Below are 21,725 nucleotides of genomic sequence, written 5' to 3'. Positions count from 1 at the left end.
GGGCGGATGCGCATGCATTGCGCATCCCCGCGAGGTTATCGAGCAAGTGGACGGAACGGTGGGCGCCCATAAGGCGCCTGAACAATATAGAAACTGTGGAGACACCCACCCATGCAAACCGACACGACTCGCGAGAACCCGCAGGCCCAGGTGCCGCAGGCCGCCGATTCCAACCAGGATCTGGCTGCCACCGCCCCCGGCCAACTGCGCGTGATCAAGCGTAACGGCACTGTCGTCCCTTACACCGACGACAAGATCACCGTCGCCATCACCAAGGCGTTCCTCGCAGTTGAAGGCGGCACCGCCGCCGCTTCGTCGCGCATCCACGACACCGTCGCGCGCCTGACCGAGCAGGTTACCGCAACGTTCAAGCGTCGCATGCCATCGGGTGGCACCATCCACATCGAAGAAATCCAGGACCAGGTCGAACTGGCCCTGATGCGCGCCGGCGAGCAGAAAGTCGCCCGCGACTACGTGATCTACCGTGACCAGCGCGCCAAGGAGCGTGCCACCCGCGCCAACACCGACGCCGTGGTCGAGCCGCACCCGAGCATCCGCATCACCCTGGCCGACGGCAGCCTGGCGCCGCTCGACATGGCCCGCCTGAACACCATCATCAGCGAAGCCTGCGAAGGCCTGGCCGAAGTCGATGGCGACCTGATCCAGCGCGAAACCCTGAAGAACCTGTACGACGGCGTGGCCATCAAGGACGTCAACACCGCCCTGGTGATGACCGCCCGTACCCTGGTGGAGCGCGAGCCGAACTACTCGTTCGTTACCGCCCGCCTGCTGATGGACACCCTGCGCGCCGAAGGCCTGGGCTTCCTGAATGTAGCCGACAGCGCCACCCACCACGAGATGGCTGACCTGTACGCCAAGGCCCTGCCGGCCTACGTCGCCAAAGGTATCGAGTTCGAGCTGCTGAACCCGGCCCTGGCCGACTTCGACCTGGAAAAACTGGGCAAGGCGATCAACCACGAGCGCGACCAGCAGTTTACCTACCTGGGCCTGCAGACCCTGTACGACCGCTACTTCATCCACAAGGATGGCGTGCGCTTCGAGCTGCCGCAGGTTTTCTTCATGCGTGTGGCCATGGGCCTGGCGCTGGAAGAAAAAGACAAGGAAGCCCGTGCGATCGAGTTCTACAACCTGTTGTCGTCGTTCGACTACATGGCCTCGACCCCGACCCTGTTCAACGCCGGCACCCTGCGCCCGCAGCTGTCCAGCTGCTACCTGACCACCGTGCCGGACGACCTGTCGGGCATCTACCACGCGATCCACGACAACGCCATGCTGTCGAAATTCGCCGGTGGCCTGGGCAACGACTGGACCCCTGTGCGCGCACTGGGCTCTTACATCAAGGGCACCAACGGCAAGTCGCAGGGCGTCGTACCGTTCCTGAAAGTGGTCAACGACACCGCCGTTGCGGTCAACCAGGGTGGCAAGCGCAAAGGCGCTGTATGTGCCTACCTGGAAACCTGGCACCTGGACATCGAAGAATTCATCGAGCTGCGCAAGAACACCGGTGATGACCGCCGTCGTACCCACGACATGAACACCGCCAACTGGATCCCTGACCTGTTCATGAAGCGTGTCTTCGATGACGGCAAGTGGACCCTGTTCTCGCCTTCGGAAGTGCCAGACCTGCACGACCTGACCGGCAAGGCCTTCGAAGAGCGCTACGAGTACTACGAAGCCCTGACCGAGTACAACAAGATCAAGGTGTTCAAGACCGTTCAGGCCAAAGACCTGTGGCGCAAGATGCTGTCGATGCTGTTCGAGACCGGCCACCCATGGCTGACCTTCAAGGACCCGTGCAACCTGCGTTCGCCGCAGCAGCACGTGGGCGTGGTCCACAGCTCGAACCTGTGCACCGAAATCACCCTGAACACCAACAAGGACGAGATCGCGGTCTGCAACCTGGGCTCGATCAACCTGCCGAACCACATCGTCGATGGCAAGCTGGACACCACCAAGCTGCAACGCACCGTGAACACCGCCGTGCGCATGCTCGACAACGTGATCGACATCAACTACTACTCGGTGCCGCAAGCGCGTAACTCGAACTTCAAGCACCGGCCGGTCGGCCTGGGCATCATGGGCTTCCAGGATGCGCTGTACCTGCAGCACATTCCTTACGGCTCCGATGCTGCCGTCGAGTTTGCCGACAAGTCGATGGAAGCGGTCAGCTACTACGCCATCCAGGCTTCGTGCGACCTGGCCGATGAACGCGGCGCCTACGAGACCTTCCAGGGTTCGCTATGGTCCAAGGGCATTCTGCCGCTGGATTCGCAACAGATCCTGATCGAGGCCCGTGGCCAGAAGTACATCGACGTCAACCTGGAAGAAACCCTGGACTGGGCGCCGGTACGTGCCCGCGTACAGAAAGGTATTCGTAACTCGAACATCATGGCCATCGCGCCAACCGCGACCATCGCCAACATCACCGGCGTGTCGCAGTCGATCGAGCCTACCTACCAGAACCTGTACGTGAAATCGAACCTGTCGGGCGAATTCACCGTGATCAACCCGTACCTGGTTCGCGACCTCAAGGCCCGCGACCTGTGGGACTCGGTCATGATCAACGACCTGAAGTACTACGACGGTTCGGTACAGCAGATCGAGCGTATCCCGCAAGAGCTGAAAGACCTGTACGCCACTGCGTTCGAAGTCGAGACCAAGTGGATTGTCGACGCTGCTTCCCGTCGCCAGAAGTGGATCGACCAGGCGCAGTCGCTGAACCTGTACATCGCGGGTGCATCGGGCAAGAAGCTGGACGTGACCTACCGCATGGCCTGGTACCGTGGCCTGAAAACCACCTACTACCTCCGTGCCCTGGCCGCCACCAGCACCGAGAAGTCGACCATCAACACCGGCAAGCTCAACGCCGTTTCCAGCGGTGGCGACAGCGCCCCAGTCCAGGCAGCCGGCCCTGCGCCAGTGCCAAAGGCCTGCGCGATCGACGAGCCTGACTGCGAAGCCTGCCAGTAAGGCCTGAATGCCGTGCGGGGTGCCTACGGGTGCCCCGCGCGGCATTTTTGTATCCGCGCCTCAGAGAAACCTTGCCCTTTGCCCACTGTTCACGCAGCTCGGTAAAAGAACAGGACCTCTCAAAAAAGGATGTACGCCCATGGCGCGGAAAAAACTGGCATCTCGCAAGATTGGTCGCAACGCAGAAACCGGCCGTTTCACCTCGGTGGAACAGGCACGCAAGCACCCCAAGACACACATTGTCGAAACGCTGTACACCCACCGTAGCTAGTGGTGGCTGGCCTCATCGCCGGCAAGCCCACGGTGAGGCCGACTCCGCCAACACAAGCCTCAGGAAACACCATATGATGTGCCTTCAAATTTAAACTGGCACAACATATAGGTTGGCGCTACACTCTCCCCCCGTAGAAGAAGCCACCCGCTTCGTGAACGGACGCACGCCAAACCGGTCAAAAAAGTTACCCTCGCCGGCAAGACACGCGCCCCGATCGAAGGTGAATTCCGGTATACTTTGCGCCCTCTGAAAAGAGCACCTATTCAATTGTCCTGGCCCCTCCCAGAGGCCTGGCCAGGTACAAGCCAGAACACATTCAGATGTAAACGAGAGTCAGCCTCTCGAGCTGCCCATTCGCCATTACGGCCTTGCGTCAGGCATCACATTCTTAAAATCCAACCGGTTGCCTCTGGGCGACCCTCAAGCAGGAGCCAAACCATGCTGAGCTGGGACGAATTCGACAAAGAAGACGGCGAAGTAGCCGCCAAAGGCAACACCCCTGCGCAGGCCGCTGCCGCCGCCACCCTCGACAAGCTCGACAGCGCCGGTGGTGCCGCCGCCCTGGAGGCCCGTGCGGCCACCGCTTCTGACTCCGAAGCCGTCAAACGTGCCAAGGCTGCCCTCGACGCCCTCGACGTTGCCGAAGGCCTGGCCGAGCTGGAAGGCTCCTCGGCCCGCGTTGCAGTCGATGAAAAGCGCATGATCAACTGCCGCGCCGACCTCAACCAACTGGTACCGTTCAAGTACGACTGGGCCTGGCAGAAGTACCTGGACGGCTGCGCCAACCACTGGATGCCGCAAGAGGTCAACATGACCGCCGACATCGCCCTGTGGAAGAGCCAGGACGGCCTGACCGAAGACGAGCGCCGCATCGTCATGCGCAACCTCGGCTTCTTCTCCACCGCCGACTCGCTGGTTGCCAACAACCTGGCCCTGGCCGTGTACCGCCTGATCACCAACCCGGAGTGCCGCCAGTACATCCTGCGCCAGGCCTTCGAAGAGGCGATCCACACCCACGCCTACCAGTACTGCATCGAGTCGCTGGGCATGGATGAAGGCGAGATCTTCAACATGTACCACGAGATTCCGTCGGTCGCTAAAAAAGCCGCCTGGGGCCTGAAGTACACCCGCGCCATCTCCGACCCGGAATTCAACACCGGCACCGTCGAAACCGACAAAGAGCTGCTGCGCAACCTGATCGCCTACTACTGCGTACTGGAAGGCATCTTCTTCTACTGCGGCTTCACCCAGATCCTGTCCATGGGCCGCCGCAACAAGATGACTGGCGTTGCCGAGCAGTTCCAGTACATCCTGCGTGACGAGTCGATGCACTTGAACTTCGGTATCGACGTGATCAACCAGATCAAGATCGAAAACCCGCACCTGTGGGATGCGGCGATGAAGGAAGAAGCGACCCAGATGATCCTGCAAGGGACCCAGCTGGAGATCGAATACGCCCGAGACACCATGCCACGCGGCGTGCTGGGCATGAACGCAGCGATGATGGAGGATTACCTCAAGTTCATTGCTAACCGTCGTTTGACTCAGATTGGTTTGAAAGAAGAGTATCCGGGGACTACCAACCCGTTCCCATGGATGAGCGAGATCATGGACTTGAAGAAGGAGAAGAACTTCTTTGAGACGCGTGTGATCGAGTATCAGACGGGTGGGGCGTTGAGCTGGGATTGATTGACCGGGCGCTCAAAATCAGTAGATCGTGAAACCTTCTCACTAAATGTGAAATGGATTCACCCAAAAGGCTGCCTAAGGGCAGCCTTTTTGTCATCCACAGATCATTGAGCGCCCCCAGCCCCTCAGAAGCTGTAGCAACTCTCTCCAATTGGTAGACTGCTGAAATTTGGTGCCCATGACGCACCTGTCGTGCCTTAAAGGAATTCCTGTTCAATGTCCGCCCTTCAATCCCTGCTCGACACCTACCGATCTGCATCTGTCACCGAACGCGAAAAAGGTACTTACTTCGAAGAGCTGATCTTCGCCTATTTCCGCAACGAAGCGACCTATCGCGACCTCTACGATAAAGTATGGACATATGGCGACTGGGCCAAAGAACAGGGACTGGACGGTCGCGACACCGGCATCGACCTGGTGGCGCGCACCCAGGGGACAGGCGAGTACCACGCCATCCAGTGCAAGTTGTACGCCGAGGACTACCGCGTCCAGAAGAAGGACATTGATAGTTTCTTCACCGCTTCCGGCAAAGCACCGTTCTCGCACCGCATTATCGTCGCTACCACCGACAACTGGAGCAAACACGCCGAGGACGCCTTGCAAGGCCAGCAGCTTCCGATCAACAAGATCGACCTGCAAGCCCTAGAGGACAGCCAGATCGACTGGGCCAAATACCAGCCCAAGCATGCGGTTGCGCTCAAGGCGCGCAAGCAGCTGCGTGATCATCAGCAAACCGCACTGAATGCCGTAGCAGCCGGTCTTAAAGATGCCGAGCGAGGCAAGCTGATCATGGCCTGCGGTACCGGCAAAACCTTCACCAGCTTGAAGATTGCCGAACAGCAGGCCGGCAAGGGCAAGCGTGTGTTGTTCCTGGTGCCCAGTTTGTCGTTGCTGTCGCAGACTCTTACCGAATGGACACAGGAAAGCGAAACTCTGCTCCACAGCTTCGCCGTATGCTCCGACAGCGATGTAGGCAAGAAACGTAAGACTGATGAGGATGCCCCGCAGGTCTTCGCCCACGAACTCCGCTACCCAGCCACCACCAAGGCAGATCGCCTCGCGGCGGAAATGCTCAAGCGTCATGATGCCGAACATATGAGCGTGGTGTTCTCCACCTACCACTCCATCGACGTGATCAGCCGTGCTCAGCATGAGCACGGCCTGGCAGCATTTGACCTGATCATCTGCGACGAAGCCCACCGCACTACTGGCGCGACCTTTGACGATGATGACGAAAGCACCTTCGTGCGCGTTCACGACGCCGACTACATCCGTGCCACTAAGCGCCTTTACATGACCGCTACGCCGCGCATTTACGGCGACAGCGCCAAGGTCAAAGCCGAGTCCGGAGAAGTCACCCTGTGCTCAATGGATGACGAGGCGCTGTACGGCAAAGAGCTGTTCGTCATCAACTTCTCCGAGGCTGTTCAGCGCGGCCTGCTGACCGACTACAAGGTGCTGGTACTCACCGTCGAAGAGAGCGCCATCAGTCGCCGCCTCCAAGACTTGCTCAAAGACGAAGACAACCAGCTTAAGGTGGACGACGCCGCCAAGATCGTCGGCTGCTGGAAGGCGCTGGCCAAGCAAGGCCTACACGAGCAGCTCATTGGCGATGATGAACCCATGAAGCGTGCTGTGGCCTTCTGCCAGGTCATCTCACCCAACTACAAGGGCACCAAGCACAAGGTCAGCTCAATCAACATCGCCAGCATGTTCCAGTCGGTGGTGGAGGCTTACCAGGACTCCGAAGAGATAGATCAGGACTCGCGCATCATCTGCGAGGCCGAGCACGTCGATGGCGGCATGAATGCCAGCCAGAAGGAAGCCAAACTCAACTGGCTCAAAGACGAGGCCCCGGCCAACACCTGCCGTATTCTAAGCAATGTACGCTGCCTATCTGAAGGTGTGGATGTGCCGGCGCTGGATGCCGTGCTCTTCCTCACCCCGCGCAACTCCCAGGTGGACGTGGTGCAATCCGTAGGCCGGGTGATGCGCAACGCACCGGGCAAGAAGCGCGGCTATGTGGTGCTGCCAGTGGTCATCCCTGCGGGCATGGAGCCTCACGAAGCCCTCAATGACAACCAGACCTACAAGGTGGTCTGGCAGGTGCTTCAGGCGCTGCGTTCGCACGACGACAGCTTTGACGCGATGGTAAACAAGCTCGACCTGATCGGCTCAGACCCGCGCAAGATGGAAGTCATCGCCATTACCGACAAGGCCGACAAAAAGGCCAAGAAAGGCAGCGGCACCAGTAACGACAAAGCTGGAAAAGGCCAGTATGGCATTGGCGAGAAGCGCCAGAAATACGATGCCGAAGGCCAGATGACCCAGCAGGCCGAGCTGACCTACGAAGTGGGTGAAATCGAAAAGGCCATCTACGCCAAAATCGTCGATAAGTGTGGCAACCGCCACCACTGGGAAGACTGGGCTAACGACATTGCCAAGATCGCCCGCACCCACATCGACCGCATCCAGGGCATTCTGGAAAATCCGGCCAACACACAGGAACAGGCCGCCTTTAATGCCTTCGCAGCCGAACTGCGCGACGACCTCAACGACAGCATCAGCGATGGCGAGATCGTCGAAATGCTTGCTCAACACCTGGTAACCAAGCCGGTGTTCGATGCGCTCTTCGAGGAGTACAGTTTTGCCAGCAACAACCCTATGTCCAAGGCCATGCAAGGCGTGCTGAACGCGCTCCACGAGCACCACCTGGCCAAGGAAGCGGACACCCTGGAGAAGTTCTACGCCAGCGTGCGGCAACGCGCAGCCGGCATTGATAATGCCCAGGGCAAGCAGAAGATCATAGTCGAGCTGTACGACAAATTTTTTCGCAACGCCTTCCCCAAGATGACCGAGCGTCTGGGTATCGTCTATACCCCAGTCGAGGTGGTGGACTTCATCCTCTACAGCGTCAACCACCTGCTGCAACAGGAGTTCGGCCAAACCCTGGGCAGCAAGGGCGTCCACATCATCGACCCGTTTACCGGCACCGGCACCTTTATCACCCGTCTACTGCAATCCGGGTTGGTCAAGCCGGAAGAACTGCCGCACAAGTACAAGCACGAGATCCACGCCAACGAGTTGGTGCTGCTGGCGTACTACATTGCTGCCATCAATATTGAAGCGGCCTATCACGGCGAAGTGATTGACGAGTACACCCCATTTGAAGGGATCTGCTTGACCGATACATTCCAGATGTACGAGAAAGACGATCTGGTGGATGCCCTGTTGGAAGACAACAGTGCGCGGCGCAAGCGGCAGAAGGCGCTGGATATTCGGGTCATTGTGGGAAACCCCCCTTATTCGGTTGGCCAGAAAAGCGAGAACGACAACAACGATAACGTCGAGTATCCAACACTCGACGGCCGCATCCGCTCAACCTATGCGGCGCGCTCCAGCGCCACCCTAGCTAAGGGACTGTACGACAGCTATATCCGCGCCATCCGCTGGGCCAGCGACCGTATTGGCAACGCCGGCATCATCGGCTTTGTCACAAACGCAGGTTTTCTGGAGGCCAACACCGCAGACGGCCTGCGCAAGTGCTTGGCCGATGAGTTTTCCAGCCTGTATGTGCTCCATCTGCGCGGCAACCAGCGCACCATTGGTGAAACCTCACGCAAAGAAGGCGGCAAGATTTTTGGTAGCGGCAGCCGCGCCCCCATCGCCATTTCTCTGTTGGTCAAGAACCCCGACGCACAGGCTCACGGCCAAATACACTTCCATGACATTGGGGACTATCTCAGCCGTGAGGAAAAGCTGGAGAAGATTGCGAGTTTTAGCAGTATTGCCGGCATCGAGCAGTGGCAGCAGATCACCCCGGATGAGCACGGCGACTGGCTCCGACAGCGCGACGACAGCTTCAACCAGTTCATCGTATTGGGCGACAAGAAGGGCGATGCGCTCAAGTTGTTCGATAATTTCTCGCAAGGCGTACTTACCGCGCGAGATGCTTGGGCTTACAACGCGAGCCAAATAAAACTGACCACCAACATGACCGGAATGATCGGTTTCTACAACACCGAGGTGACACGCTTCAATGCGGCTCATCCGGCGCTGGATAGCAAAGCTCGGCAGGCAAAGGTGGACGGTTTTGTTGATACCGACCCGACCCGTATCAGTTGGACGCGAGCCCTGAAGCAGGATCTTGGCAAAAACCGCAGCTATGTCTTCAAGGCCAGCTGCCTGATGCCAAGTCTTTATCGCCCATTTACCAAACAGTGGCTGTACTTCGATCGCCGCTTTAACGAAATGGTCTATCAGATACCACGGCTATTCCCCACAGCAGGGTGCCAAAATCTAGTTATTTTGGTGAAGGCTCGTTGGTCAAACGGGCAGATCGCATTGATTACAGATAAACCACCAGCCTTTACGCCTGATGGGGGAGAACAATGCTTTCCTCTTTATCTATACGACGAAGCCGCCCAGACCTCAGACGATGACCTCTTTGCAGAGCCGGTTGAAGGTGGATTGCGCCGTCGCGATGCCATTACCCACGCTGGCCTGACCCACTTCCAGTCAGCCTACCCCGGAGATTCGATCAGCAAGGAAGACCTTTTCTACTACGTCTACGGCATCCTCCATTCTCCGGATTACCGTGAGCGCTTTGCCGACAACCTGAGCAAGGAACTGCCGCGCATTCCAGCAGTGAAGAAAGCCGCCGACTTCTGGGCTTTCAGCAAAGCTGGCCGTGCCCTGGCTGATCTCCACCTGAACTACGAAACCATCGCACCCTACCCACTGACCATCGATTCCAAGGGCACGCTCACCAATGCTGACTATCGCGTGGAGAAGATGAAGCTCGCCAAGAAGGGTGACAAGAGCACCGTCATCTACAACCACCGCATCACCCTGAAAGGTATCCCTGAAGCGGCCTGGGATTACGTGGTCAACGGCAAGGCCGCGCTGGACTGGGTGATGGAACGTCAAGCCGTTCGTACCGACAAAGCCAGCGGCATTGTCAACGACGCCAACGACTGGGCAATCGAAACCATGGGCAACCCCAAGTACCCGCTGGAGCTTTTTCAGCGCGTGGTCACCGTGAGCCTCGAAACACAGAAGATCGTCAACGGCCTGCCACTTCTGGATATCTAACCGAGTAGAAACAGGAGCAAGCATTCTCGCCAACGCGAATTCCGCTGATAACCAAACGACCGCTGTATGTTTGCAATGGCGAATGATACAAGCGGTCCGGCGTGGTGCGACATGAACAACCGCGCCTTGGTCTATTAGATAGAGCACTGCATCTCATCAGTGCTCGGTCGGCAAACTTAACTGAATACGGCTGAGGCCTTGGGCTTAGCCTTCTCCCACTCCTTTCGAGCCTTACTTTAGTCCTCCTTGATGCTATCAAACAGGGCTAGCTCGTTAGTCACCACTTCGAGGGTGAGCGGCACCTCGTAAAAATCTTCGGAGTGCGAATGTGCGTCGATGTAACGAGACAGTACCGCCAGCCCTTGCCATCCGTCCCACGCGTCGCCCGAAACTCCCGCGCAGCCCCACTCTCGATCAGCGCCACCAAGGTGTCCTGCTCAACAGCCTTTTCATTTTTTCTGGCCCCAACCGTCCATGCCCTGAGCACTCAGGCTAGTGGTCGACACGTGCCTCAACCTGCTTCATAGCTTCCGGTCGACCAGCGACCGGGGGCGTGGTTGCCAGTCCCGAGTGGGACTGACGCCAGCGCCCCGGTGAAGAGAGAGGCAATTGACCATAACGTCAAATTACACGCAGCACGCGACAGTCGCCCCGCCCTAGTGACGCCATGGTCCGCACAGGCCAGAATGCGCAGACCATCAAGGGGACGCCATGAAATCCGAAACGCTCACCGTGCGCCAGCTTTTCCAAGACCGCCGCCAGTACTGTGTACCGTTCTACCAGCGCGCCTATGTGTGGACGCTGCGCAATCAATGGAATGCCTTGTGGCAGGACATCCAGGAAAAAGCCCAGGCACGGGTATCCGGCCTGAGCATCACACCGCACTTCCTGGGGGCGGTGGTCCTCGAACCCCAAGCCAAAGACGGGCTGATGGGCGTCGACACCCTGCACATCATTGATGGCCAGCAACGGTTGACCACGCTTCAGTACGTGCTGGCCTCGCTCCTGCTCGCGTTACGTGCCACCGGCATTCAGGCCTTTGAGCCCAGCGTGATCGGCTGCATGCAAAACAACAACGAAGAAACCATGCGCGACCCCAAAATGGAGCGCTATAAGCTGTGGCCGACCTTCCGCGACCGCCCCCATTTCATCAAAAGCCTCGGCATCCAGCGTCTGGACGATTTCCGGAGCGAATACCCGGCCCATTTCACGCAGCACGGCAGCCTGCGCAAGCACCATGATCACCCACCTGCACTGGCCGCGATCTGGTTCTTTACCCATGAGTTCATACGCTGGATTCGCTCAGGAAACGAATTGGCCGCCGCCTATGCAGAAAGCCTCATCATGGCGGTATTGCAAGACCTCAAGCTGGTCAGCATTTCGCTGGAAGCCGAGGACGATGCCCAGGTGATTTTTGAAACGCTCAATGGACGGGGCGCAGAGCTGCATGCCACGGATTTGATCCGCAACTACATTTTCATGCGTGCCGACCAAGATAAAGTCGATGCCCAAGCGCTTTACGACAAGCAGTGGCTACCGTTCGAAGAAGACTACTGGTCGACCAAGCAGCGTCGTGGCCGCCTGAACAAGCCCCGCCTGGAGTGGTTGATCCACGCCACCCTGCAAGCAGAGATGGGCAGTGAGGTTGATCTGTCACGCTTGTACAACGAATACCGGCGCTATGCAGCCGAGGCTCCAGCCAACACCGCAGACCGTCAGTTGGTGACCCTGACCCAATACGCGGAACATTACCGCGAACTGATCAGCACCTCCGGCTCCTCCCTCATTGCTCGTCTTGGGCGTCGCATTGCGGCGTATGATGTCACGACGCTCCACCCGCTGGCCCTGCTGATTTCGACTGCGCAAGTGCCTGAGGCGGACAAAGCCTGCATGTTCAATTGCCTGGTGTCCTACGTGGTACGCCGCGCTATCTGTGGACTGACGCCCAAAAACTACAACAACATCTTCCTCAGTGCGCTACGTCACCTGACGAAATCAGGGATCTCCAGCGGGGTCCTCGGCGACTATCTGAGTACACTCAACGGAGATGCTTCCCGTTGGCCCGACGATGCCGAATTCCGTAACGCCTGCGTCAGCGCACCGTTGTACCCAGGCCGGCTGGATACAGCGAAAACCCGTTCGCTGCTAACGGAGCTGGAGGGCGGTTTACGACTATCCGTTAAAAGCGAAGAGCCCGAACTGCCAAACCTATCAGCGCTTGATATCGACCATATTTTGCCGCGCAGCTGGCACGCCCACTGGCCGCTGAAAGATGGCAGCGTGGCAGCCGACAGCGACGAGTCGGATATCGAAGTGATTGTGCGCTCTGGCGGCACATTGACGCCCTGGCAGCTCCTGATTCGTGAGCGGCATGAGAGCATCCCAACGCTAGGCAACTTGACGCTGCTGAACCTCAGCGTCAATAGAGCGGCGCAACACTGCGATTTCGCGGCGAAACGCGACAAGCTGCTTGCTAATACCAGCCTGCGTCTCAATGTCCCACTGATTGCTACCTCTGCGTGGGATGAAGCCGCGATTTCAGCCCGAGCCCATGCCCTCGCCACCATAGCACTGACAATCTGGCCCAAATACGAATGATCACCTACCACTCAGAAGCAGCAACACTACTTTGCTGCCGAATGCCGATCCGGTAGTAGCGGCTCTGCTTACGCGAGGCGATCCCTCCGGGGATCGCCCCCGCGATACAGGCCGACCGTGCGACGAACCGGAGCCTCACCCGAGATGCCGTTTGCTGGCGCCGCTCAGTGAGTGCCTGGCGCGCGCCGCCGTTCAGCACAGCGGAGAGGTCTATTCACGCTCCAGACTACGAGCATCGGCGGTGACCGCTTCCACAACCCCCGCCAGCTCCCGCACCAGGTCAGGCTCGAAACGCTCCAAGTAAGCGGCGATAGTCTGATTGCGCAGCATGCGAGACACATAGCCCTTGGCAACCACGAGTACCAGCATGGTTTCGCCAAGGGTGTCTTCAACCAACCGGTAGTCGTGGTAGAGCTTTTCCATCTCCCGCTCCATGCGTGCAATGTCTTCAGCAGTCACGCCCTCACTGACTTTCTTTGCCTCGACCAGCTGTTCAGGACGCGTTGCGGCCAAGACCATTTCGGCGTAGCGGCCAGTAAAGCAGTTAGCCGACATCATCATCTCGACTAATTCGATCTGGCGCATCGGCTTCATCTTGCGCAGCACGCGAAAGACCGCCTGACTGACCATTCGCGTTTTCAGCATCTCAGCGACTTCCGGCGCAATCCCCCGCAGCAAATGCTGGCGCTCGCGGATGCGTCCAACGTTGACGCTCAAGACTTCGGCAATCCGCTCGGCGGTCGTTCCTTTGCGAATCGCCTCCAGAATCATCTTGTGCTCTTGAATCGGGGTAAGTCGGTTGACCTGCCGGTTGTAGGTAAAACCTTCGTCATCTGTCGCCAACAGGCACAACGCGTCTTCCGCCCCCAACTGTACGAGCGCAGCTAGCCGCAAATGACCATCCAACAGTAGATAACGGGGCTCCCCTCCCGTCCCGTGAACCGGCTCGGGATGCACCGCGAGCGGCTCGACCACGCCCAACTCACGGATGGAGGCCAAAATCGCCGCATACTTGACGGACGTCAGCATATCGTGGGTGACTTGGCGAGAGGGCAGGATCAGCGGTAAGCGGACGGTAATCAAATCGGGCTCAAAGGCACGCTTGACGACAGTCATGGGTCCCCCTGAATACGCTCGGCCAATACCTGCGGCATATCATCAATACCTTCACTGCGTAACATTGACCGGAAAAATTCATCGGCCAACAACCGACGCAATGCGGTCACGACGAAGAGCAATCGTTGCTCACCGATGTCCGCCTTCTTCACCATCAGGCGCTGACGGCGCACCTCACTCTGATAGGCGGTCAGCAGCTGGCGAGGAGTGGTCATGCGCTCGCCTCCATGCTGCCTACCATAGCCCTTGCCAAGAACGCGTCTTCGGTCGATCAGACGGCGCACCTTGATGAGTTCATCTCCTTTCAACAATCCACTTTCATAGGCTTCGACCATGGCGGCCTGGACCTGGCCATCGTCAGACCGTGCCACATGGATCGCGACTTTAATCGGTAGCCAGCCCTTTTCGACGGCAGCGATCAGGCGCTCCTCTCCTTGCCGCAACAGGATCAGAATGCCGCCAACATAGGCACGGTCCAAGCAGGTTTTCTGGGCAATCTGCCTGATGGAGTAACCACGCTCGTGCAGTACGTTAATCGCCATCAGCAAGTCGCGGTTCGAGTGCTTGCGTCGCGCCAGATTCTCTACCAGGCTGATGAGATAGCGGTCCGCCTCAGCCGCCGTCACCACGACCGCCGGTATGGCCGACTCCCCCAGGACCTTGAAGGCTTCGAAGCGCCCCTGCCCACAGATCAGGTCGAAACTCGAACCGTTGCGGGTCACCGTGATCGGTCGTTTCAACCCCAGGCTCGCAATGTTTTCCACCAAGCGTGCAAACACTTGTTGATTGCGACTACGCGGATTGAGCACGCGAATATCGTAAGCGTCCGGCGAACTCACCTTCCGAACTCCAGCATTAAGGGCGATGGTGTCCGCGTATTTTTAAGCGGACGCGATCACCCTTATCGCCAGGATTTCCATGCGCCAACGAAGCTCTTATCCGAAACCATTCAAAGCCCAAGTCGTTCAGGAATGCCTGCAACCTGGCGCGACGGTGTCCAGTGTTGCCATCAGCCACGGCATCAATGCCAACGTCATCCGCAAATGGCTGCCGCTCTATCGAGATCAGCCTGCAGCAGCTTCACTACCGGCTTTCGTCCCGCTAAAAGCCCCACCTAAACGGCCAGTCGAGGCGTCAGTGATCATCGAGTTGCCCATGGCCGGGCAAGTGATCACGGTGAAATGGCCAACCTCAGATCCTGAGGGCTGCGCGCAATTTATCCGGGCTGTCTCTCAATGATCCGCATCGATGCGATCTGGCTGGCCACCGAGCCGATGGACATGCGCGCCGGTACCGAAACCGCTTTAGCCCGAGTAATCGCGGTGTTTGGTGCGGCGAAGCCGCACTGCGCTTATCTGTTCGCCAATCGCCGGGCCAACCGGATGAAAGTGCTGGTGCACGACGGCGTGGGCGTCTGGCTTGCCGCACGGCGACTGAACCAAGGCAAGTTCCACTGGCCCGGCATTCGCCATGGCTGCGAGGTCGAGCTCGACAACGAACAACTCCAGGCGTTGGTACTGGGCTTGCCGTGGCAGCGCGTTGGCGCCGGCGGTGTGATCAGCATGCTGTAAACGCCGGCCATTTGGCCGGTCTACTTGTCGTCGTCCCGCGCCTGCTCTGGCACAATCGGCGGCATGACTTTCTCGCCCAACCTCGACCAGATGACCCCGGAACAGCTTCGTGCCTTGGCGGCACAGGCGTTGCAGTTGCAATCACAGGTCGAGGCGATGAGCAGGAAGATCCAAAACGATGAAATCCTCATCGAACAGTTCAAGTTCGAAATCGCCCTGCTCAAACGGCACAAGTTTGCCAAGCGCAGCGAGCAAATCAGCCCGGCTCAAAGCAGCTTGCTGGATGACCTGCTCGACACAGACCTTGAAGCTATCGAGGCCGAGCTAAAACAGCTCCTCCCAGCTGCGCCACAGTCCGAACCACGGCAATCCCCGAAACGTGCGCCCTTGCCGCCGCAGTTTCCACGCACCGTCATTCGCCATGAACCCGAAAACACTCAGTGCGCCTGTGGTTGCCAGCTCCAACGCATCGGCGAAGACGTCAGCGAAAAGCTGGATTACACGCCGGGCGTGTTTACCGTCGAGCAACATGTGCGGGGCAAATGGGCCTGCCGTCAGTGTGAAACACTGATCCAGGCGCCGGTGCCGGCGCAGGTTATCGATAAAGGTATCCCGACCTCAGGTTTGTTGGCCCACGTGATGGTGGCCAAGTTTGCCGATCACTTGCCGCTGTATCGGCAGGAGAAGATTTTTGGCCGCGCCGGGCTGGCAATTGCTCGCTCGACCCTGGCGCAGTGGGTTGGACAAACCGGTGTGCGACTTCAGCCGTTGGTCGATGCACTGCGTGAAGCGGTGCTGAACCAGGGTGTGATCCACGCCGACGAAACACCGGTGCAAATGCTTGCGCCAGGCGAGAAGAAAACCCACCGGGCTTATGTCTGGGCCTACAGCACCACGCCGTTTTCGGCGCTCAAGGCGGTGGTTTACGACTTCAGCCCAAGCCGTGCTGGCGAACATGCGCGCAACTTCCTGGGTGACTGGAACGGCAAGCTGGTCTGCGACGACTTCGCTGGCTACAAAGCCGGGTTTGAACAAGGCATCACTGAAATCGGTTGCATGGCCCACGCCCGTCGCAAGTTTTTCGATCTGCATGTGGCGAACAAAAGCCAATTGGCCGAACAGGCGCTGCACTCGATCAGCGGCCTGTACGAGGTCGAACGCCAGGCGCGAGACATGAGTGATGAAGATCGTTGGCGAATACGTCAGGAACTAGCGGTACCGATCAGCAAAACACTGCATGAGTGGATGTTGGCCCAGCGTGACCTGGTGCCCAACGGATCAGCCACGGCCAAAGCCCTCGATTACAGCCTGAAACGCTGGGTAGCGCTGACGCGCTACCTGGACGATGGGGCTGTGCCCATCGACAACAACCAGGTCGAGAACCAGATACGGCCATGGGCACTCGGGCGCTCGAACTGGTTGTTTGCCGGGTCGTTGCGCAGCGGCAAACGCGCGGCGGCGATCATGAGCTTGATCCAGTCGGCACGCATGAATGGGCATGATCCGTATGCCTATCTCAAGGATGTGCTGACGCGGCTGCCGACCCAACGGGCCAGTGAGATCGGGCAGTTGCTGCCGCATCAGTGGGTACCGGCCTGACTTACGCAAGGTGAGTTGGGCGGACGCTTACCGAATATCCGCGAGTGGGATCTGCGCAATAGGCGCCGCCTGCGCCACATGTAGTGCAAGATGCTCTCCCGATGTGGCCATTACGCAGCGCTCCCCAGGGGTATACGTCGACTCAGGGCCGCCAGGATATCCAAGCTGTCGAACCGGTAGAGTTCCAATTCGCGCGGATTAGTATCTCCCAGACGCAGGTGAGGGGCCGCCAAATCGATCATGGGAAAGAGGTAGTAATCAAGCACCTCCTGCTCACCGGGGAGCATGCGAACCGCGACAGTAAGGTCAGGTAACAAACCGAAATCAAAGCGCAGCTGCCAACGCCTGCGCACTGACTCTGAACATTGACAGCGGCACAGCACCACCGAGATCGAGAACTCATCATTAACCCAAACCAGTTGGGTCTGAGGGTCGACCGAGATGCGTCCACCGACAAGACGAATGCGCTCCTGCGTGTCGACCAAGATCTGCGGATACAGCTCTCGCAGCCGGCGATTGGCCTCCAGAAAGCTGTAGTCCCGTGCGGGTGAATAACCAATCAGGCTGTAGCTGCGTAGCAAACTACCAAAGCGTTGGCGATAACAACTGCTGGAGGGGCAATCCTCTTGCTCATCAATGATCAAACCAGACAGACAGCCTCGCTCCGCAAATAGTTGCTTCAGCGCGGCCAGCATTTGCTCATCAGTCCAGTGCCGTGACCGCGCACGGATGATGGCCTGCGCCGCGAGAAACAAGGCGTGGTCGACCACTGAGGAGAAGGCACCGTCGGCCCGCACCAACTGATCAACTGGATTAGGTGTACGGGGCTGTTTCAACTTGCCAGACGTGCGATTCCAGACGTTGTTACCGATGTACTTTTCGTTGATCAGGACCTGATGCACTACACCCCGTGTCCACGGCCGCTGGAAGTCTGTTAGCAGGCCACGCCGATTCAGTTGCGTTGCAATTTCAGCTTCGGTTCGACCTTCCCTTACAAAGGCCTGGTAAATGTCTTGAACGACCTGTTGCTCGGACTCCGGACCTGGCGTGAGGATCACCCGATCCGTCTGAAGGCTTTTGTACTCTCCCCGACCCAAGATTGCTTTAGGCTGCCCAGTCTGATCGATAAGTTGACGACGCAATCCATAGCCAGCCGGGCCTCCTTGTCGGTAGCCCAACTCGATCAGGCGCGACTGCCCCGCAAATACCTTGACGGACAGCTCACGGCTGTACTCACCGGCCATCATGCGCTTAACACTCTTGATGATGCTGGAGACCGGAGAGCCATCGTTAACGAACTGTTCGGCGCAGTATTCGACCCTGACACCCGCCTGCCGACATCGAACTTCGTAGCTGGCGCTCACATCAGGGTCCTGAAAGCGCCCCCAGCGACTTACGTCATAGACCAGAACCACAGAGAACTCGGACTGACCCGCGTCAACGTCTCGAAGTAGCTGCTGAAGAGCTTCCCGACCATCCAGGCTCAAGCCACTTTTCCCTGCATCGGTGTACACCCGGACGATCTCCAGCTCATGCGCTGCGGCATAAACGCGGATCGCATCCAGATGGTTCTCAGTGGAGTACTGCTGGTGTTCCGTCGACATGCGGACGTAGGCAGCGGCTCTATTGCTGCCCTCTGCCAGGGATAGCTGTGCTCGTCTCATTTGTTGATCGATGCCCCCTCAGCAGCTTGTGGTCTACACCCATGCCAAGCCGTAGACCTCACCACGCCTACCGGTCTTCGTCAGATACGCCACAAACGAATATAAAGAGGAGACACAGAAAAATGATCGCGAAAACGGGCAACCCATTTCCAATCAACGCAGAAATCTACGCCAGCGCCGTAGCCGCAGCCTTACGCACCGAATTGGGCATGTCACATCGCGCAATCAAGACGCTGCGCCATTGGACCGATGCCAGTGAGCGTACCGCTAAGCACTGGCTGGCGGGCAGCCATGGTCCCAGCGGCCTTCATTTGGTTGAATTGATGCGGCATTCAGACCATGCGCTTCAGGCAGTGCTTGAATTGGCACAGCGGAACTCGTCCGTGGCAGTCGTCTGGCTTCCCGCTTTGCGCGAGCGCTTACTTGACGTCGCGGACATGATCGAGGCTTGCCTGGGTCCAGGCAGCGCTCACTGACGGACCTTTGCGGAGGCCCACTCCGATCACGCAAGTGGGACACAATAGGATTACGGTGAGAGGCCCTTAGCTGGCAGGCCGTCTTGTCGCCCCCCAAAGGACAACGGTTCAAGTTGGCTCATGGCGGCACACCATGCGCCAACTGCCCAAGCAACCTCAAGATCTCTTCGCGGCCTGCTTCACTTTGAACAAGGTCTTTGGGACATTGCCCAGCAAGACCGATGACAGGCGATGAGAACCAACGCGAAGCGCACGATGGATCGTGACTGAAGAACGCCATAACCTGATGAATGACTCCTACCATGGCCAGAACGTCTTCTGGGCACTCGGTCGTAGGCATTACCAGCGCAGCCAACTGAGGCCAGAGGGCCATTGCGACGCGAGTAGTGCAGCGCAGGCAAAGCTTTAACACCCCCTCCCCCTGCGCCGGGCGGGCAACAATAGCCCAAGTGCTGCTGAGGTCTTCGGTCAGGAGAACACAGCCACAACCGGCACAAGATGGACTTGGATTACTCATTTCGCACCGCCAAGGCTGCCTGGCAGCGAGCACAGAGTTTCCAAACGCGCCTCGCGCTTACCAGACGCTGCGGCCCAGGCTTCCCACAGCGTTGGCAGATCGCGTCGGTCACGTATTCCACTGCCATGGCTAAGGTCTGTATGTGCAGTGGCGCGAATGGTTCCTCAATCCTCAGGTAACCATCCATGGGCTTTACAAGGGTGAGCTTGAAGTCGTAATCCAGTGCAGCAAGCTGTAAAGCATTGGCGAAACGTTGCCAGCCAGCAAAATCGGGACCGAGGTCTAGGTCCAGAGCCTTGATCTGCTGCGTCCAATCCTTCCCCTGCATTTGCTTCACCTGTTTCCCGATCGTAAACCTGATCTTCTTGTAAACTTGGTAGGTTTACGAAAAATCTAGCTTTACGATCTAGCTATTAATGACGAGTAGAGTTCTGATCCAGGTGCCACAATGTCAGCACCCGATATAATCCCTGGGCGGAGGATAACTTTCTCTTCAGCTTACCCTTGGTGCATTCGCCAATGGGATAAATCCGCACACAGGTCCCTAACAACAGCGTCAACTGCAAACTCAGTTGCACCACTTCACGTCTATACCTGAACGAAATCAGCTCCACCCCGCGCTCTGGAAAATCGGGGAGATCATGGGGCTGAACCAGCAAAATTTCAGGATCCCGAATCGTCAGCTTACGAATATCGGAGCAGAACAAAAGGAGGACAATATTTTGACGCGGCATCAACATATTGATTTACCTTGGGAAGAATTTGCCCTTGGTCAGCACTGGAAATTTAGTATACCGAAAGTCCTTGTCAACTTTTGAGGCCCATAGGACTATTAGTTCAAGTTCAATGGCCACTCACCGATTAGCCAAGTCCACGACCACTCCGGCGACCTCCGCATGGTTAGCCTTGGCGGAAACAGTCTTGAACTGGCTTGAGCCGCTCGACACAGCCAGCGTCACCGTCTAAATAGGCCGCCCTACGCCGCATGGGGCGATCCTTAGCCCCTCCTTGGCGAAAAGTCGATCTACTCTAACGCGAAGCCAGCTATTGACTTTCATGGCAAGCCTTGTTATACTCTGGCGGCATCTAATCAATGCGCGAAGCAAGAATGAAAGCACTTTCCCTCCCCTTGCAATACTTATTACCCTTCCTCAATCGCTGATCAGCGAGCTTTCAGCTTTCTGCTACCCCCTGTCGTTTCGGCAGGAAAAACTTACTTGACCTGTAAGCTTACCGAGTTCCACTAGACATGGCGCCTAGCCACTCGTCAGGCAATGCTCCGTGATTTCTATAAAATAATAATAGGAAAATATAGATATAACTTTTCAACCCCTTGATTAATCCGATTTTCTCATCAACCAGTCAATCTAGCAAACGAACCGACCAGGACCGAACCATGATGTTATGACCATCTATCTGACAGCCGTTTGACAAGCTGATGCCTTAGTACCAGCCTAAGTAACGCTACCAATAGGGTATACATCATGAAAAAAATCCGCAGTTCTGGCGGTGGCCTCCCCTCGCCCGAAAGATTGATTGGGCGCAGCAAATATGGGAAACAAACCACGGTCTTTCCCTCTCGAAAGAATGGCTCGCTGATTATCTGTGAAACACGGCTGGAAGCAGACGCCTGCTTTCACTGGGAACAGGATCGGAATGTCATAGCCTACCGAGAACAACCCGAGCGGCTGCACGTGCTGGTAGAGGGCAAGGCTCACACCTACGTGCCAGATTTCGTCGTTCAGTACGCAGATAGGCCCATCCGCTTTGTTGAGGTAAAACCCGACAACGTCTTTCAAAAACCGAAGTCCCTTGCCCTCTACCAAGCAGCCAAGCAGCTCGTCGAATCCCGAGGCGCTGACTTCGAACTGCTGACAGAGCGACAAATACGCCGCCAGCCACTCTTGAACAACCTGATCCAGGCCTATAACCAGTCACGGGCCGTTTCGCCACTGGAACTCGACTACCTGCGTGACCGACTTGGCGCCCTGACTCCGCCGTTGCGCATTCGCGAGCTACTGGACCTGCCTTCGCCACCTTCCCCTGGCGCGATAGCTGCGGCGATTTTCAATCAGGACCTGCATCTCGACTGGAGTAAGCCCCTCACCCAAGACAGCCGAGTTGACTGGAGATAAG

At 57.7% G+C, this 21,725-nt stretch carries 16 protein-coding genes; 10 read left to right on the top strand and 6 right to left on the bottom strand.

Annotation, left to right across the window (positions count from 1 at the left end; all coding sequences use genetic code 11):
* Positions 1 to 111 precede the first annotated feature (111 nt).
* The 5 genes from LU682_RS06270 (at position 112) to LU682_RS06250 (ending at position 12,646) form a co-directional block, all read left to right on the top strand.
* Positions 112 to 2,991, top strand: a complete 2,880-nt coding sequence (locus LU682_RS06270; RefSeq protein ID WP_010952332.1) for a ribonucleoside-diphosphate reductase subunit alpha — start codon at positions 112 to 114, stop codon at positions 2,989 to 2,991.
* Positions 2,992 to 3,130: 139 nt separating this feature from the next.
* Positions 3,131 to 3,262, top strand: coding sequence for a hypothetical protein (locus tag LU682_RS06265; protein WP_003254821.1), 132 nt, complete (start codon positions 3,131 to 3,133; stop codon positions 3,260 to 3,262).
* 441 nt (positions 3,263 to 3,703) lie between these two features.
* Entirely contained in the window at positions 3,704 to 4,954 is a 1,251-nt protein-coding gene (locus LU682_RS06260) for a ribonucleotide-diphosphate reductase subunit beta (RefSeq protein ID WP_003254823.1), read from the top strand.
* A gap of 216 nt (positions 4,955 to 5,170) precedes the next feature.
* The gene (locus LU682_RS06255) at positions 5,171 to 10,048 is read left to right on the top strand and encodes a DEAD/DEAH box helicase (RefSeq protein ID WP_060489548.1); all 4,878 of its coding nucleotides are present in this window, start codon (positions 5,171 to 5,173) and stop codon (positions 10,046 to 10,048) included.
* A gap of 711 nt (positions 10,049 to 10,759) precedes the next feature.
* Positions 10,760 to 12,646 (top strand): DUF262 domain-containing protein, encoded by a 1,887-nt coding sequence (locus tag LU682_RS06250; RefSeq protein WP_060489546.1) that lies wholly within the window; start codon positions 10,760 to 10,762, stop codon positions 12,644 to 12,646.
* Between the two features lie 210 nt (positions 12,647 to 12,856).
* On the opposite strand, the gene LU682_RS06245 is transcribed toward LU682_RS06250, so the two are convergent.
* Both LU682_RS06245 and LU682_RS06240 read right to left on the bottom strand, forming a co-directional pair.
* Positions 12,857 to 13,762 (bottom strand): ParB/RepB/Spo0J family partition protein, encoded by a 906-nt coding sequence (locus tag LU682_RS06245; RefSeq protein ID WP_021783298.1) that lies wholly within the window; start codon positions 13,760 to 13,762, stop codon positions 12,857 to 12,859.
* Complete coding sequence (locus LU682_RS06240; RefSeq protein ID WP_175442680.1) at positions 13,759 to 14,601, bottom strand: ParB/RepB/Spo0J family partition protein; 843 nt, start codon at positions 14,599 to 14,601, stop codon at positions 13,759 to 13,761. Before LU682_RS06240 ends, LU682_RS06245 begins: the two co-directional genes overlap by 4 nt.
* Before the next feature lie 79 nt (positions 14,602 to 14,680).
* On the opposite strand from LU682_RS06240, the gene tnpA reads away from it, so the two are divergent.
* From tnpA to tnpC, 3 genes are all read left to right on the top strand, one after another.
* A complete protein-coding gene (gene tnpA / locus LU682_RS06235) occupies positions 14,681 to 15,001 on the top strand; it encodes an IS66-like element accessory protein TnpA (RefSeq protein WP_014754842.1) in 321 nt (106 codons plus the stop codon).
* Positions 14,998 to 15,333 (top strand): IS66 family insertion sequence element accessory protein TnpB, encoded by a 336-nt coding sequence (gene tnpB / locus LU682_RS06230; RefSeq protein ID WP_014754843.1) that lies wholly within the window; start codon positions 14,998 to 15,000, stop codon positions 15,331 to 15,333. Before tnpA ends, tnpB begins: the two co-directional genes overlap by 4 nt.
* 63 nt (positions 15,334 to 15,396) lie before the next feature.
* Positions 15,397 to 16,932, top strand: coding sequence for an IS66 family transposase (gene tnpC, locus LU682_RS06225; RefSeq protein WP_014754844.1), 1,536 nt, complete (start codon positions 15,397 to 15,399; stop codon positions 16,930 to 16,932).
* Between the two features lie 110 nt (positions 16,933 to 17,042).
* On the opposite strand, the gene LU682_RS06220 is transcribed toward tnpC, so the two are convergent.
* Positions 17,043 to 18,596 carry a recombinase family protein gene (locus tag LU682_RS06220; RefSeq protein ID WP_232914935.1) on the bottom strand — a complete coding sequence of 518 codons (1,554 nt, stop codon included), beginning with the start codon at positions 18,594 to 18,596 and terminating at the stop codon, positions 17,043 to 17,045.
* Between the two features lie 122 nt (positions 18,597 to 18,718).
* Between LU682_RS06220 and LU682_RS06215 the strand changes: the two genes are divergently transcribed.
* Entirely contained in the window at positions 18,719 to 19,072 is a 354-nt protein-coding gene (locus LU682_RS06215; protein WP_021783295.1) for a hypothetical protein, read from the top strand.
* A 118-nt stretch (positions 19,073 to 19,190) separates the two neighbouring features.
* Here the strand turns inward: LU682_RS06215 and LU682_RS29780 are convergent, their stop codons facing one another.
* The 3 genes from LU682_RS29780 to LU682_RS06205 form a co-directional block, all read right to left on the bottom strand.
* Positions 19,191 to 19,352, bottom strand: a complete 162-nt coding sequence (locus tag LU682_RS29780) for an antitoxin Xre/MbcA/ParS toxin-binding domain-containing protein (protein ID WP_353511561.1) — start codon at positions 19,350 to 19,352, stop codon at positions 19,191 to 19,193.
* 229 nt (positions 19,353 to 19,581) lie between these two features.
* On the bottom strand, positions 19,582 to 19,917 hold the full coding sequence (locus LU682_RS06210; RefSeq protein WP_060489911.1) for a hypothetical protein: 336 nt from the start codon (positions 19,915 to 19,917) through the stop codon (positions 19,582 to 19,584).
* Positions 19,918 to 20,002: 85 nt separating this feature from the next.
* Positions 20,003 to 20,329, bottom strand: coding sequence for a hypothetical protein (locus LU682_RS06205; protein ID WP_021783293.1), 327 nt, complete (start codon positions 20,327 to 20,329; stop codon positions 20,003 to 20,005).
* Between the two features lie 744 nt (positions 20,330 to 21,073).
* On the opposite strand from LU682_RS06205, the gene LU682_RS06200 reads away from it, so the two are divergent.
* Positions 21,074 to 21,724 carry a TnsA endonuclease N-terminal domain-containing protein gene (locus LU682_RS06200; protein ID WP_060489915.1) on the top strand — a complete coding sequence of 217 codons (651 nt, stop codon included), beginning with the start codon at positions 21,074 to 21,076 and terminating at the stop codon, positions 21,722 to 21,724.
* Position 21,725: the final 1 nt, after the last annotated feature.

The sequence above is a fragment of the Pseudomonas alloputida genome (genome assembly GCF_021283545.2).
GTDB lineage: Bacteria > Pseudomonadota > Gammaproteobacteria > Pseudomonadales > Pseudomonadaceae > Aquipseudomonas > Aquipseudomonas alloputida.
This window is presented reverse-complemented; position numbering and strand designations above follow the sequence as displayed.

Excerpts from the sequence above, each read along its gene's own strand:
- LU682_RS06270 (WP_010952332.1), top strand. The coding sequence starts at position 112 with ATGCAAACCGACACGACTCGCGAGAACCCGCAGGCCCAGGTGCCGCAG.
- LU682_RS06265 (WP_003254821.1), top strand. The coding sequence starts at position 3,131 with ATGGCGCGGAAAAAACTGGCATCTCGCAAGATTGGTCGCAACGCAGAA.
- LU682_RS06260 (WP_003254823.1), top strand. The coding sequence starts at position 3,704 with ATGCTGAGCTGGGACGAATTCGACAAAGAAGACGGCGAAGTAGCCGCC.
- LU682_RS06255 (WP_060489548.1), top strand. The coding sequence starts at position 5,171 with ATGTCCGCCCTTCAATCCCTGCTCGACACCTACCGATCTGCATCTGTC.
- LU682_RS06250 (WP_060489546.1), top strand. The coding sequence starts at position 10,760 with ATGAAATCCGAAACGCTCACCGTGCGCCAGCTTTTCCAAGACCGCCGC.
- LU682_RS06245 (WP_021783298.1), bottom strand. The coding sequence starts at position 13,762 with ATGACTGTCGTCAAGCGTGCCTTTGAGCCCGATTTGATTACCGTCCGC.
- tnpA (WP_014754842.1), top strand. The coding sequence starts at position 14,681 with ATGCGCCAACGAAGCTCTTATCCGAAACCATTCAAAGCCCAAGTCGTT.
- tnpB (WP_014754843.1), top strand. The coding sequence starts at position 14,998 with ATGATCCGCATCGATGCGATCTGGCTGGCCACCGAGCCGATGGACATG.
- tnpC (WP_014754844.1), top strand. The coding sequence starts at position 15,397 with ATGACTTTCTCGCCCAACCTCGACCAGATGACCCCGGAACAGCTTCGT.
- LU682_RS06220 (WP_232914935.1), bottom strand. The coding sequence starts at position 18,596 with ATGAGACGAGCACAGCTATCCCTGGCAGAGGGCAGCAATAGAGCCGCT.
- LU682_RS06215 (WP_021783295.1), top strand. The coding sequence starts at position 18,719 with ATGATCGCGAAAACGGGCAACCCATTTCCAATCAACGCAGAAATCTAC.
- LU682_RS29780 (WP_353511561.1), bottom strand. The coding sequence starts at position 19,352 with ATGGCGTTCTTCAGTCACGATCCATCGTGCGCTTCGCGTTGGTTCTCA.
- LU682_RS06210 (WP_060489911.1), bottom strand. The coding sequence starts at position 19,917 with ATGCAGGGGAAGGATTGGACGCAGCAGATCAAGGCTCTGGACCTAGAC.
- LU682_RS06205 (WP_021783293.1), bottom strand. The coding sequence starts at position 20,329 with ATGTTGATGCCGCGTCAAAATATTGTCCTCCTTTTGTTCTGCTCCGAT.
- LU682_RS06200 (WP_060489915.1), top strand. The coding sequence starts at position 21,074 with ATGAAAAAAATCCGCAGTTCTGGCGGTGGCCTCCCCTCGCCCGAAAGA.